Annotated in this window: 12 protein-coding genes; 7 read left to right on the top strand and 5 right to left on the bottom strand. The window is 40.2% G+C overall.

The features are described from left to right. Positions 1-10 precede the first annotated feature (10 nt). Positions 11-880: a CPBP family intramembrane glutamic endopeptidase gene (locus tag JN11_RS14005; RefSeq protein WP_144913511.1), complete on the top strand. Its 870-nt coding sequence runs from the start codon at positions 11-13 to the stop codon at positions 878-880. Here the strand turns inward: JN11_RS14005 and JN11_RS14010 are convergent. Further along, positions 877-3,810 carry a triple tyrosine motif-containing protein gene (locus JN11_RS14010; protein WP_144913512.1) on the bottom strand — a complete coding sequence of 978 codons (2,934 nt, stop codon included), beginning with the start codon at positions 3,808-3,810 and terminating at the stop codon, positions 877-879. The genes JN11_RS14005 and JN11_RS14010 overlap by 4 nt on opposite strands. 309 nt (positions 3,811-4,119) lie before the next feature. On the opposite strand from JN11_RS14010, the gene JN11_RS14015 reads away from it, so the two are divergent. After that, positions 4,120-4,884 carry a ThuA domain-containing protein gene (locus tag JN11_RS14015; protein WP_144913514.1) on the top strand — a complete coding sequence of 255 codons (765 nt, stop codon included), beginning with the start codon at positions 4,120-4,122 and terminating at the stop codon, positions 4,882-4,884. A 21-nt stretch (positions 4,885-4,905) separates the two neighbouring features. On the opposite strand, the gene JN11_RS14020 is transcribed toward JN11_RS14015, so the two are convergent. Further along, positions 4,906-5,634, bottom strand: a complete 729-nt coding sequence (locus JN11_RS14020) for a ThuA domain-containing protein (RefSeq protein WP_211360765.1) — start codon at positions 5,632-5,634, stop codon at positions 4,906-4,908. Between the two features lie 215 nt (positions 5,635-5,849). On the opposite strand from JN11_RS14020, the gene JN11_RS14025 reads away from it, so the two are divergent. Together JN11_RS14025 and JN11_RS14030 are read left to right on the top strand one after the other, a co-directional pair. Continuing rightward, on the top strand, positions 5,850-6,395 hold the full coding sequence (locus tag JN11_RS14025) for a hypothetical protein (RefSeq protein ID WP_144913517.1): 546 nt from the start codon (positions 5,850-5,852) through the stop codon (positions 6,393-6,395). Positions 6,396-6,406: 11 nt separating this feature from the next. Then, positions 6,407-7,168 (top strand): ThuA domain-containing protein, encoded by a 762-nt coding sequence (locus JN11_RS14030; protein ID WP_144913519.1) that lies wholly within the window; start codon positions 6,407-6,409, stop codon positions 7,166-7,168. 69 nt (positions 7,169-7,237) lie between these two features. Here the strand turns inward: JN11_RS14030 and mgrA are convergent, their stop codons facing one another. Beyond that, a complete protein-coding gene (gene mgrA, locus JN11_RS14035; protein ID WP_144913520.1) occupies positions 7,238-8,233 on the bottom strand; it encodes an L-glyceraldehyde 3-phosphate reductase in 996 nt (331 codons plus the stop codon). A gap of 157 nt (positions 8,234-8,390) precedes the next feature. On the opposite strand from mgrA, the gene JN11_RS24660 reads away from it, so the two are divergent. The 3 genes from JN11_RS24660 to JN11_RS14045 all read left to right on the top strand — a co-directional run bounded on the left by JN11_RS24660 (position 8,391) and on the right by JN11_RS14045 (position 10,798). Next, positions 8,391-8,630 (top strand): Crp/Fnr family transcriptional regulator, encoded by a 240-nt coding sequence (locus JN11_RS24660; protein ID WP_211360766.1) that lies wholly within the window; start codon positions 8,391-8,393, stop codon positions 8,628-8,630. Further along, positions 8,627-8,971 carry a Crp/Fnr family transcriptional regulator gene (locus JN11_RS24665; RefSeq protein ID WP_211360767.1) on the top strand — a complete coding sequence of 115 codons (345 nt, stop codon included), beginning with the start codon at positions 8,627-8,629 and terminating at the stop codon, positions 8,969-8,971. Before JN11_RS24660 ends, JN11_RS24665 begins: the two co-directional genes overlap by 4 nt. Before the next feature lie 162 nt (positions 8,972-9,133). Further along, complete coding sequence (locus JN11_RS14045; protein WP_144913522.1) at positions 9,134-10,798, top strand: capsule assembly Wzi family protein; 1,665 nt, start codon at positions 9,134-9,136, stop codon at positions 10,796-10,798. A 129-nt stretch (positions 10,799-10,927) separates the two neighbouring features. On the opposite strand, the gene JN11_RS14050 is transcribed toward JN11_RS14045, so the two are convergent. Further along, positions 10,928-11,425 carry a hypothetical protein gene (locus JN11_RS14050; RefSeq protein ID WP_144913524.1) on the bottom strand — a complete coding sequence of 166 codons (498 nt, stop codon included), beginning with the start codon at positions 11,423-11,425 and terminating at the stop codon, positions 10,928-10,930. A gap of 149 nt (positions 11,426-11,574) precedes the next feature. Then, positions 11,575-14,037, bottom strand: a complete 2,463-nt coding sequence (locus tag JN11_RS14055) for an ABC transporter permease (RefSeq protein WP_144913526.1) — start codon at positions 14,035-14,037, stop codon at positions 11,575-11,577. Positions 14,038-14,452: the final 415 nt, after the last annotated feature.

Below are 14,452 nucleotides of genomic sequence, written 5' to 3' on the forward strand. Positions count from 1 at the left end.
CCGCTTCAAATTGAAAGAACAATCTGTTAGTCAAAGTAAAAAGGCGATTGCTGTTTTTCTACTTTTTACCTTGCTGTTAAGCGCCATAGTTTGGATAGTAACCTTGCATGCCGGAAGTACAGGACGAATAGGCGGACGGATATTCGGGTATGGTATTATGTGGTGCCCTGCATTGGCAACTTACCTAACCTGTAAGGTGTTGAATCTTCAAATAAGTGGTTTAAGCTGGCAATGGGGAAAGCCGCGTTACCAGCTTTGGGCCTACCTGGTGCCTGTAATTTATGCGTCTATTACTTATTTAATTATATGGTTAACAGGCTGGGGCGGCTTTTACGATAAAGCTTTTGTAACAAGTACTGCCAAACAATTAGGTTGGAGCAATTTGCCTGCCGGTGTTTTTATTGTACTGTTTTTTATTGTGGAAGGGGTGATTGGCCTGTTTGGCAGTATGTCAACCGCCTTAGGTGAAGAGATAGGATGGAGAGGGTTTTTGGTTCCGCAATTATACAATGTAACCTCCTATACCAAAACAGCCTTAATAAGTGGCATAATTTGGGCCGTTTGGCATTATCCCCTGTTAATATGGGGGAACTATAACAATGGTACGCCTGCCTGGTATGGGCTTACCTGTTTCACGGTTATGGTAGTAAGCATGAGTTTTGTATTTGCCTGGTTTCGTTTAAAATCAAACAGCCTTTGGACAGGGGTAATGCTGCATGCCAGTCATAATTTGTTTATCCAGGCCTTTTTTACGCCTATTACTTACAATACCGGGCATACGGCATATTTTACCGATGAGTTTGGTGCGGTACTACCGGCAGTTACGGTAATATTCGCTATTTACTTTTGGAGCCGTAGAAAAGAGCTGGAAAAACCTTAAGAAGGCTTGTCGGTACTTTGAGTTGCCTCAATTAAAAAATCGTACAGATTAATATCTGTTGATAGGTTAAGCTTTTTGCGGATGCGGTACCGGCTGATCTCCACACCTTTTAGCGAGATATTCATAAGCTGGGCTATTTCTTTTGAACTCAGGTTCAACCTTAAGTATGCACAAAGCTTTAAATCTGTTGGACTAAGAGATGGAAATTTGTTTTTCAGCGTGGTTAAAAAGTTATTATGCACCTGGTCAAAGTAAATGGCAAAGTGATTCCAGTCATCCGCGTTTTTTTCTATTTCATCCAATATCCTAAATACACTCCTGAACTCATGTGCCAGATCGGGAATTTTGGTTTTGTTGATAAGGGCAATAATGGCTTGTTTAATGTTTATTAAAATGCCGCCGCGCTCAACCAAATGCATGGTTATGGTTGCCAGTTCTTTGTTTTTAAATTGCAGTTCGGTTTCCAGGTTTTGATTGCGTAAGGCAATAATTTCTTTTTCATTACGATCAAGCTCCAGGCTGTGTAAGTAGCTTAGCCTCGCCTGTTCTTCTTCGTGTTTCTTTTGGTGCATGGCAAATCTTCTTTTCTGCCACCTGATGATAAGCTCTATCAGCAATACTCCTATAACCAGGTAAAGCAAATAAATCCACGCTGACTGATACCAGGCCGGTGTAACTATAAAAGTATAGTTAACAGGCTTTGACTCATTGCCCAAATTATTGCGGGCCATTAACGAAAACCGGTAAATGCCATAAGGTAGATTGGTGTAATCCTTCTCCGTTTTTGATGACCATGCCGACCAGTGTTTATCAAATCCAATTAATTTATAACTGAATTCCACATTGCTTTTTTGTGCATACAGGTTTGATGAATATTCAAAATGGAAGGAGTTAAAACGGTTGGGCAAACTGATAATCTGTTTTAAATTTTGTTCAGTAGCAATTTGGTTATCGCTTAAAAAGTAGCCACCAAACAGCAGACTGTCTTTTTCGGCAATGGCTTTTACCGTACTCAGCACAACTTTTAATTGGGTAATTGATTGCGTGTACCGGCTATAATTTAAATGAAAAACACCATTATTGGAGCCGATAAAAATGTTTTCATTATTGTATGGATAAATGAATTCATTTCCTTTTACTGTTTGTCCGGTTAGCTCGGGAAAGTAAATTACGGTGTAAGGTTTTTGAGTGTTTGCCTTGCTGAAATCAATTACACCAACACGCTGGTTATTTACAAACCAGATGTTGCCCATGCTATCGGCAGTCATAAACTCAACCGGACTCCCATTAAATATCGGCGAAAAAAAAGCATTGGGCCTAAATTTATTGGTGGCAGCGTTGTACTCATATACGCCCTTTTCCGTAGCGACCAAGAGCTTATTTTTTATAAAATAAACCTGATTATTTAAGGTTGAAGGCAACCCATCATACTTAGTATACTTGGTATAACGGATTATGGTTTTTCTATCGGCAGAAAGCTGTATTTTGAAAATGCCACGATAAGGATGTGATGCCCAGATGTTGTTTTGACTATCGGCTGCTATATTATTTAAAGATTCGTACAGGTCGTTAATTTTACCTGCATCGGTAAATGTATTTCCCTCTTGTTTTAAAAGTTCTATCCCGGTGTACGTTCCGGCAATAATATCCTGCGTTGCAGGTATCGGTTGAAAGGCCCATGCTCCCTGCTTGGTCATAATAGGGATAGCATTGTTCCCATTAATAAAGAAAGCACCGCTTTGATGTCCCAATAAAAGTTGGTGATTAGTTTCGGTAAGGCTCCATGTTTGTCCCTTGGTGTTGGCTACTTCACTAAAAATGCTGTTGCAATAGCTGACATCATTTTTTGACAAATCAAGCGGAGCGCTATACAAGCCGTTTGACGTGCCGATATAAAGGCTTTTGTTAAAGATCCGGATGGCGGTACTTACCGTTTGATTTTCCTTAACAGGATAGATGTGTTTAATGGAGGTATTATAGTTGATAAATGAGGTGCCGTTTTCAAGTGCCAGCCACAGGTTTTTATCCTGGTCAGACAGTACACGATGGACGTTTGAATTTTGTAGCCCTTCAGCATTGGAGATTTTTTGAATCAGTTGTCCTTTATCATCAATAATAAGTAGACCATTAGATGCGGTTCCAATTGCGTATTGATTGCTATCAATTTTACTGGCGCAATTAACCAGATCATTGTTAAGAATGCTTTCATGCTGAAGGGGCATTTTGGTAAGCGTTTGCCCGTTAAGCAGAAAAAGTCCGTTGGTAAAGGTGGTTAAGAGCAACGTGTTTTTATTGTAATCCAAAACACCGGTTATGTGCATCGCTGCCGTATTCGTTTTATCTAATTGAGATATCCACTTCCCATTATTAAACCGAAGCAAACCTTCAACCTTATCTTCCGCAAAAATTGATGAACCAGCTTTGGTTAAAAGCCGCCAGCCGCCGGGAGCATCAAAAACAATCATGTGGTTGTTTTTGTATTGAAAAATAGCCTCAATGGTGCGGAAGAAAACCTGGTTATCCAGAATTACAATATCCCATATATCAGCAAATTGTTGCGCCTGAACCGGTAGTAGCAGCCTGATGGAATGAAACTTTAGTACGCCATTTTGGTTCGGATAAAAATAACCAACCTCATCCTGTCCTCCTGCGTATATTTTTCCGGATGAATCAACAGCCAGTGCTTTAATGGCCGTGTGGTTAGGCATTGGATATAGCTTCCAATAGCTGCCATCAAAAGTTAATAAGCCATCATTATCTGCAAAATATAAGATCCCGTTTTTATCCTGTTTAACATCATAAATCTGAGTGGCGGCATTGTAGTCGGCATTGCTGTAGTTTTTGATAGAAGGAATCCCTATTGTAGTTTGGGCAACAGCTATATGAACAACAAATAAAAAAGAGCCAATCAAAAAAATGATTTTGTTCATTATAAAAAATGGTATAAAAGCCTAATCCAAATCAAATGATTATAAGGGTAGCAGTGGAAAAATCAATTTACATAATTGTAATTGATTTTCTGCCGCTTTACAGAAAAAGCCAGATATTCAAATAATTTACAGGTTAATTCTGTGCAATTTAAACGTTACAATTACTTTAATAAACTTAAATATAGGCAGTAGTATTAATGTAGTGGTAAACAAATTGGCTTTAACCTTGCGTATGATGACATTTGAGCAAGCTTAAATCCTTTTACATCATTTTTATAAATTTATTATTTGATCTTTTTAAATCATCATATGAAAAAAGTAGTCTTATTATTAGTGTTCAGTTTGTTCAGCGTGTCCTTCATTTTCGGACAGGCAAAAGCCCCGAGATTTAGGGTAATAGCACTTTATGAAAATGGCGGACATCATGTTGAATATTCAAAAGCAGCCAGGGTTTGGCTCGATAAACTGGCTGCCGATAGTAATTTTTCGGTTGATTATATCCAAAATACCGATCAGATAGATGAAGCTTTTTTATCCAAATACCAACTTTTTATTCAGATGGATTATGCGCCCTATGCCTGGAAAGAAAAAGCCGTAACCGCCTTTCAAAATTATATTGAGCAGGGTAAAGGCGGCTGGATAGGCTTTCACCATGCCAGCTTATTAGGCGAGTTTGATGGTTATCCGATGTGGCAATGGTTCCACCAGTTTATGGGCGGCATCAGGTGGAAAGATTACATCGCCACTTTTGCCAGGGCCACGGTTGATGTGGAAGATAAACAACACCCGGTAATGAAAGGTGTTTCACCCACATTTACAGTGCAGCAGGAAGAATGGTATACTTATGATGTTGATCCCCGGCCCAATGTACACGTATTAGCTACTGTTGATGAATCGACCTATGTGCCTGACTCTAAAGTGAAAATGGGTGGCGATCATCCCGTGGTGTGGACAAATCCTAATTACAAAGCACGCAATATTTACATATTTATGGGGCATTCGCCCATACTATTTCAAAGTAAAGATTACACCACATTGTTTAGCAATGCAATATTTTGGGCAGCAGGGAAATAAGCCTGTTGCTTAAAAAGGAATTTAATCAGTTGTTTTTGCAGCCCAGAATATGGCGTTTTTTACCAGGGTTGTATAATTTTCGTCCTGGAAAAGCTGTGGGAAATGCCCCATGGCAATATAAACATTACGAGCCTTAACATGCTCGTTGGTCCATATTACCGGATGGTCGCCCATCTTGATATCTTTTGGAGGATTGTAAGATGCTTCGTCAATGCTGGCCAGTATATGCACATTGGGCCGCGGACTTTGATTATAAATGTACCACTCGTCTTTTGTTAAGAACGATGCAGGAAGACCTTTCATTATCGGGTGATTGCGATCTTCCACTGTTAGGGTAGTTTCCGCTCCGTCCGGAATGTAATTTTTAAATTCAATTCCCCCCATAAAAACAGCATACCACTGCCACATGGGGTAGCCATCAAACACACCCAATAAGGTAGGGTGGTGAAAGCCTATCCAGCCGCCTTTACCATTAGTGATGTAATCCTCAAAGGCTGCCTGTGCTTCTGGCCCCCAGGGATATGGAGGGTAGTTTAGTTGGATAAATAACTGATAGTTTTTTAAAAAATCTTTGGTAATGGCTTTGGTGTCAGTGATATAGTCAATAGTGAAATTACTATCCACAGCCAGTTTGTTGAGCCATGTTTTTGATGCTTCGGTAAAAAGTACATGTCCGCCGCCAATTTCGGCAATGGCAAGTGCCCTAAACCGTGGCTTTTTTACACTTTGAGCGATGGAAATATTACTCATTAGAGCAAATAACAAACAAAGGCTAACAACAGCCCAACCTTTTTTCATATCAACAGAATAAATTAATAAGGGCTAAAATAGAGCTTCAGACTGTAAATTCCGACGAATCAATTTATATAAGTCGACTGTAGAGCTAATGTAGGGCTCACCAATAAATCTATTAGCGAGTTGATTGATGATATTTGATGAATAGATTAACCTGTTATAAATCTACAATGAACCCTATCCTTAAATCAATTTTACTGCCTTTGATGCTGCTCCCAGCTATCTGTGCTGCACAAAATGCTGCAACCCAAATCCCGATTCCGATGAAAAACGGGAAGATATATTTTGAAAAAGATTATCATTTAAATGATAGTCTGCAAAAAAAAGAGCTTTTCTCAAAAGCTTATACCTGGATGAAAAGGGACTCCCCATATGAAATAGCCGATATCAAAACAGATGTGCTGACCAGCACAATTACCGGTATGGGGATGTTTAAAATCATAACCAGTAATACCGGCAATTACTACCTGGTGAAATTTATAATTGCTCTATCAGTTGATGCGCATAGTTATTCCTTCAGGATGTATGATCTGTATGAAAAACCGGTAGAGAGCGGTATTTCTAACGAATACTCAAAAATTGAATACCGCTGGTGGGATTTCAGACAAGGTAAACCCTGGTCTGCAGAGGATGAAACGCTATTTAAAGACATCGTATTAGATGAAGATGTTTTGATAGCGTCATTTGAGAATAAAATGAACTCTGGTAATAATTAAAATCAACAGCGATGAATAAAATTATACTAAGAAACGCAGCAGTGATGTTAATGCTGGTATTTAGCTTCACAGCATTTGCACAATCACCCAAATTTAAGGCGATAGCATTTTACTCCACCAATGTAGAGCCCGATCATGTTGATTTTGCTAAGGACGCCATCCAATTTTATACAAAAATGGCAGCTGAAAAAGGATTTGCCTTTGATACCACTTCCAACTGGGACAACCTGAACGATGCTAATTTGAAAAACTATCAGGTAGTTATCTGGCTTAATGAGTTTCCCCACAACGCTGCTCAAAGGCAGGCATTTGAGAACTTTATGAACAGTGGCGGTGGCTGGCTTGGTTTCCATGTTTCAGGCTATAATGATCAATATACCCAATGGCCGTGGTTTGTAAACTTTTTGGGCGGAGCGGTATTTTACAATAACAACTGGCCACCATTGCCGGCAAAATTAATTGTTGATGATAATAAACATCCGGCAACGCAACATCTGCCCAAAACCTATATTGCACCAATTAATGAGTGGTATGGCTGGAAACCCAATCCGCGGAATAATAAAGATGTAAAGGTTTTAGTAACACTGGCTCCAGCCAATTATCCATTGGGGAAAAAAGATATTATCAGGGAAGGGGATATTCCGGTAGTGTGGACAAATACCAAGTATAAAATGATCTACATGAACATGGGCCATGGCGACCAGATCTTTAATTCAGCTATCCAGAACAAAATGTTTCAAGATGCCATTTTATGGTTAGGAACAGGCAAATAGTTTTAAAAAGACAGGTCAATAATGAGCATTGACCTGTCTCTATTCTTCTCCTAATCAGGTTATTTTTGGTTAGCTTAAAATATTATTGATCAGCGTAAGCTCTTCCTCAGTGAACTTTAGGTTTTGCAGGCAGCCAATAGAATCTGTTACCTGTGCCGGTTTGCTCACTCCAATTAATACAGAGGTAATGCGGCTATCTCTCAATATCCATGAAAGGGCCATTTGGGCCAGGTTTTGTCCGCGTTGCAGGGCAAGGTCATTGAGTTTGCTTACCCGTGCAATTTTATCCGGGGTAATCTGATCCTCTTCCATTGCGCCATTTCCGCGATGCTCTGCAGCTCTTGAATCTTTAGGGATGCCATTCAGATATTTGTTGGTTAGCAAGCCTTGTGCAAGTGGCGAAAACGGGATGCAACCTACACCTTTATCACCCAAAACATCCAGCAGGCCACCTTCAACCCAGCGGTCAAACATGGAATATTTAGGCTGATGGATTAAACATGGTGTACCTAATTCTTTTAAAATTTGAATAGCTTTTTCAGTTTCAGAAGCGCTGTAGCTAGAAATACCTACATACAAAGCTTTCCCCTGTCTTACAATCAGATCAAGGGCACCCATGGTTTCTTCCAAAGGAGTTTCCGGATCCGGACGGTGGTGATAAAAAATATCTACATAATCCAGTCCCAGGCGTTTTAGGCTTTGGTCCAAACTAGCTACCAGATATTTTTTTGATCCAAGGTCACCATATGGGCCTTCCCACATTGGCCAACCGGCTTTGGTGGAGATGATGAGCTCATCGCGGTATGCTTTAAAGTCATCTTTAAAAATGCGGCCAAAAGTTTCCTCTGCCGATCCCGGCGGCGGACCGTAATTATTAGCTAAATCAAAATGCGTTATGCCACTGTCAAAAGCCAGTCTTAATATATTGCGGGCATTTTCCAGGCTGTCAATAGCACCGAAATTATGCCAGAGACCAAGCGATACGGCAGGCAGCTTTAAGCCACTACTACCGCAGCGGCGGTATTCCATATCCTGGTAACGTTGCGGGTTGGGTACGTAAGTCATATAATAGCGTTTTATTAATGATAAATTGGATGCATTAAAATTCTACACTGTAAAAGTATCTTGTATCTGGCACAAAAGTATTGAACCAGGACAAGAAATTAAATTAGTTTACATTTTGCTTTTAGCTATTATACTTGCATAAATTTATATTTAAAACATGTTTCAGGCCATCAATAATTATGTTGCCAGAACTATTCAGCTTACGCCTGATGAGTTGGAATATTTTAATGCTATTCTGGAATATAAAACCGTCCCAAAAAAGACGATGTTGTTGGAGCCTGGCGACATCTGTAATTTTGAGCTTTACGTAAACAAAGGCTGCATCCGCGAATATTACATAGATAGCAAAGGAGCAGAGATAACCCTGCAATTTGCGGTAGAGGACTGGTGTGGATGAGCGACCTCACCAGTTTTCAGGATCAAAGCCCTAGTATTATGTACATCGAAACGCTGGAAGACTGCGAACTGCTGATGCTTTCGCGTAATGCTAAGGAGAAATTATTGTTACAAGTACCTAAGCTGGAACGCATGTTCAGGCTCATGATTCAGCGGCACCTTTCGGTAGTGCAAAACCGCCTGGTGAAAACCATATCCTACACGGCTATGGAACGCTACCTTGAATTTTTAAAACGTTACCCAACTATTCCGCAGCGCGTGGCCCAACACTACATTGCATCTTATTTGGGTATCTCTGCCGAGTTCCTCAGCAAACTGCGTAAACGGCATTTGAAAAAATAAGCAGGCCGGGTGTGCCACATTGGTTTGCCTTTCAAACATACTTTTCGTTATCACAACAAGCTTTGCCAGGAGGGACAACCCAAAACAGACTTAATTAGATTTTCTTAATTCTTAATGGTATGATATCATATCTCGTTATATTTGATTACTAATTACCTGTTTATGAAAAAAACACTTATACTTTTTTTTATCTCTTATTTGTTTTTCGTCAAATGTTTTGCCCAAACCATCAGCGTAGGTGATTATGCCGAAACTTTGGCCCGTATGAATCAAATAACGGGAATAAGTGATGATGTTTCATCTTTTTGTTTACGTCCGGTAAATAGTGCATTTAATAGTAACGGCGATTCAACACTTCGGTATATGGCAGGGAGTAAAAACCTGGTTCCTGGTGCTAAACTTTTTGGTGCGCCGGTAATAATCAGGCTGCTTCCTTTTAGTTGGCTCAGCGATTACAATTCTAAACTACCTTTCGGCTATAATAATGGGCCAATGTATCCTAATGTTGGTTATCAAACCATGGCTACTGGAGGGTTTTATATTAAGGCAGGCATACTTCGTATCCAGCTTAAGCCAGAACTGGTATATGCACAAAATAGCTATTTCCCAACCTTTCCACAGGTACAGGGAAACATAAAATCGAACCTTGTTGGAGCTTTTTTTAACACCGTTAGTTTTATCGACGCTCCCGAACGATTTGGTAATAGTTCTATCAGTCATGCTTACTTAGGTCAGTCCAAAATTACACTTGTTTATAAAGATGTGGAAGCAGGTATTTCTACAGAAAATATGTGGTGGGGACCGGGTGTTCAAAATTCCATTATGATGAGTAATTCGGCCCCAGGCTTTTTGCATTGGACATTCAATTCAGCTAATCCCATTAAAACGGGAATAGGATCATTTGAGTGGCAGGTGATAGGAGGTATTTTAAAACAATCAGGATTTCCTGGTTATGATTTAACTAAATTTGCCTATACAGGGCCTGTTGTATATCAACCTAAACCTGTAACGGAGCGATATGTGTCTGGTTTTACAGCCAATTGGCAACCCAAATGGATTGCTGGTTTGTACCTCGGTATTTCGGGCTTTGATTATCTGAATAAAGATTCCACCTGGAGCTCAAGGAGCTTGCTCAAACGGCTGTTTCCTGTATTCGTCCCTTCAACAAGGGCAGCCAATGGCTCTGGTCAGGATTTTGCATATTCTACTTATGTAAGGCAGGTACTGCCTCAGTATCATGCAGAGCTCTATTTTGAATATGCGCGAAATGATCAGGCAGCAGGGCTCACAGATTTCTTTTTGGAGCCGGAACATTCAATGGCATATACTTGGGGAGCCGCCCGCTTATTTGATTTAGGCAACCAGCAATATATACAAACAAGGGTAGAAGTAACTCACCTGGAGATTCCGTATACTTATTTATTAAGACCCGCACCAACGTGGTATGTTCATAATGCCGGAGCTCCCAAAGACGGCTACACCAATGAAGGAAGATATATTGGGGCAGGCATAGGTCCGGGAAGTAATAGTCTTATTATAGACCTTAGTTATGTTAAAAAAGGAAATTCTTTTGGAGTAAGGTTCGAAAAGCTGGAGCATGATAATGACCTGTTTTATCTTGCCAATGAAGGCGTTTCGAAAGGGCTTGTGCCTCCCGCAGGTTCACAATGGGTTGATTACTCAAGTACATTTTATACTAATTATAGGTATAAAAAAACTCTCTTTACAGTTGAATATGCTCCTATACTAGCCAGGAACTACGAGTACTTGACAAATAACAACATCTTTAACAATCACGCCCGGATTGAAATTACTTATTTCTTTTGATTGATTTTAATAACAACAACACACACCTGGATGCACAACAATTTAAGCGTACCGCTTAAATTAGCCTGACGGGGCTGTCTTTCAAGTATACCTCTTGTTATCTCTGCGAGCGCGCTTGGCCGGGGCGGGTCACGTCTGGTTCTGATGGCGTTCCAAATATCTCTCGCGGCCATGCCCTGGCCCGTATTTATGGTGGTAAATAGCCATGGTTAACTTATTATAATTTTCGTACCATGATTCATTAATTTCTAGAGACCGATCATCTTTAATATCAATAATAAAACGCTGGCTGCTGAGCCCACGACGGCCACCTTGTGTTCGATAGGTAGAAATATGGGTGATATCGGCATAGGTAATAGTTATCTGCTTTTTTGAAATAAGGTTGTATACAACAATTTCGGAAGCGGTTACCGTAATTCTTTTCCATGACTTTGAAACGAAATAATAATAAACTCCAAGCGCACCACAAAGAAATAGCGTAATTGTGTAAGCTTTACCCGGATACAAAAGATTGCCCAAGAGGCAATGATAAAGCATATATATTGTAAGGCCCAAAAGAAAAATAGCACCGCATATAGCGTAAAAAAATGACGGGATATAAAATTTTGAGATTACGGATTCGTCCATAAATGTTATTGCTTGTTGATACAGGTTCCGGGTACCAAATGTATAGAAATTTGTAATACGCCAGGCAATCTTCCACTTGCCGATTTCCAAAACACAAAAAAAATGCCCGTAGTCTTCAAACCACAGGCATAAATAAATACAATATTGTTCTATTCACTCCTCAAACTCCGCACCGGGTTGGCAATGGCTGCTTTAACTGTTTGGAAGCTCGAAGTAATTACTGCTGCCATCAGCATACCACCGCCGCTCAGTGCAAATATCCACCAGCTGATGGTGGTGCGGTCGGAATAGTTTTCCATCCATTTATTCATGGCCCACCAGGCAATAGGGCTCACTATTATAAATGCCAACAGGATAAGCAGCACCAGCTCGGTTGATAGTAAGGTTACTATCTGTGTAACGGTAGCGCCTAATACTTTGCGTACCCCAATCTCTTTAGTGCGTAAATTGGTGGTATATATGGCCAGCCCCAGTAGTCCAAGGCAGCTGATAAAAATAGATAAACCAGTGGCCCAGGTCAATAATGTGGAAGTGTGCCGTTCACTATCGTAAAATTTGGCTATGGTTTCGTCATAAAAATGATAATCAAAGTCATCATCTGGGTAAACGCTCTTCCAGTCCCTTCCCATTGCTGCAATGGCTGTTTTCCATTCATTGCCGCCTACAGTTTCAGGCTTTAATGCAATATGAAAGGTGCTGGTTTGGTAGGTACCCTTGGCATATAGAATTGCCAAAGGATTAATCGGCGAGTGCAGCGATCTTTCGTGAAAATCAGCAACCACACCAACAATGGTAATATTCTTATCATTGTTGAGTTTCTCAAGCCGTTTACCAATAGCATCTGCCGGATTGCTGAAACCCAATATTTTAGCATAAGTATTGTTGATGATAATAGCCCTTGCCGTATCGGTTATTTGTATGTTTCGGCCGGCAAGCAATTTAATTTGGTATATCTTGATATAATTTTGGTCACCTGTTTTGATTTCAACGTCTGTCTTAATCTCTTTCTTACCATCCTTATAAAGACCAAAAGTAGAATTCATTGACCCCGAAGAAGGTGCTGCACTACCCATACTAATCATTTCTATTTGTGGCAGCGCGCGTAGCTTGTTTGCCAATACCTGGTTGTGGGCTAGTGTCCGGTTTTTCCATGGACTGTCTATAACAATAATAGCGTCCTTTTTAAATCCCAGGTCTTTATGCAGTGCATAATAGATCTGTTTACTTACCAATACGGTAGCCATTATAAAAAACTGGGCAATAATAAACTGAGTAACAGTAAGCGATTTACGAAGCCAGGCATTACGGGTTTTACTGCTTTTAGAGCTTGCCTGATTTTTTAAAACCAATACCGGCTTATAAGATGAAAGCATGATGGCCGGGTAAAAGCCCGAAGCCATGCTAACCACCACAGTTAATCCCAATAAAAATAGGATTAAAGAAGGCTGGGCAAAATCAACTTTAATGTCTTTAGGAATAAAATCGGCAAATAGCTTTAATATAAAAGGGGCAAGCATGACCGAAATCAACACTGCCAGCAGTGTCACAATAAAAGTTTCGCTCAAAAATTGAACAATAAGTTGCCTTCTGCTGCTCCCCATTGTTTTGCGGATGCCTATTTCCTTTGCTCGTTGAGCCGCCTGTGCAGTAGTTAGGTTAACAAAGTTTATACATCCAAGCAGCAACAGAAAGGCAGCAATTACCAGCAGACCATAAAGTGTTGTTTTACTGGCGGTAGAACTAAAATCAAAAACGCCATAGTCTGCATTAAAATGAATGTCATCCATGGTTTGCAGCCTGAAACCGTGTGTGCTTCCACTAAGCTCAGGATGCGGCTGACTGCTTTTTTTCAATATAGCATTTAACTGTTTTTGTACATTATTGGGGGCTGTTTTTGGAAATAGCTTGATAAAAACCTCCGATGCCGAATTGGTGCTTTCCCATTCGGTTAACTGTAACTGGCCGCCCAGGTCTTTATTCACTGTACCCGTACTGTAAGATATAAAGTCGTGAAAAGAAAGATCGGTATTTTCTTTAATGGTTTGTACAATACCGCTAACGGTTGTCTTTAATGTATCGTAAGTAACCACCTTCCCAATAATCTGGTCGTATGTGAGCGATGGGAAATAAAGTTTAGCCCTTTCGGAGGTTAGTACCACATGGTTAGGGGCATCTAGTGCATGGGCCGATGAACCAGCCAGCCATACATAATTAAATATCTTAAAATATTGCTGATCGGCCAGTATTACTCTGTTCTGGGCTTTGAAGCGCGTTGGGCCATTTTTCTTTCCGGCGATAAACACATCAGGTGATAAGGTGAAAATTGGCGCAGTAAATTCAACCCCGGTGGCTTGGCTTTTAATTGCCCCAGCCAGTGGACCGCAAACACCGCTGGTATGGCTCTGCTGCCCCTGGAACGAAAAATCGCTCACTACACGGTATATCCGGTCCTCATCTTTATGAAACTTATCGAAAGTGAAATCATAATGTACAATAAGGTAAATAACCAGTGCAGCACTGATACCAATGGATAAACCTACAATATTGATGAGTGTAAATAGCTTATGTCGCCCGAAACTTCTGAATGCAATTTTTAAATAATTTTTAATCATGATGCTGCGCTTTTATTTGCCTGAAAAGGAATGAATTACGAAAATATAATGCCAGTTGTTTAAGTTGTTGAATATAAATAAATTATAAATTTATAAAGGCTTGTAATTGTATCAAAAGCGAACAGGCCGCGTTCGCTTTTATAGCAGTGAAAAATACCTTTTCTTAACCCTCTTTTTTGCTTGCAAAAGAGAGGGTGATCCAGCGTAGCGTAGATCGGGTGAGTCAATTCTGCGAGTGGCATTAACGTAAATGCATTGGTGTAGTCGACTCATCCCGACGACACTACGCTGGTCGACCTTCTCTCCGCTTCGCGCAAAGAAGATGATCTTTGCAATTGGAAAAGCAATTTTTCTTGATTAAAGGATACCAGCTGCTGAGGCTAGTTTATCCAAATGATAATATTACCTTAATAGT

It is taken from the genome of Mucilaginibacter frigoritolerans (assembly GCF_007830615.1).
Lineage (GTDB): Bacteria > Bacteroidota > Bacteroidia > Sphingobacteriales > Sphingobacteriaceae > Mucilaginibacter > Mucilaginibacter frigoritolerans.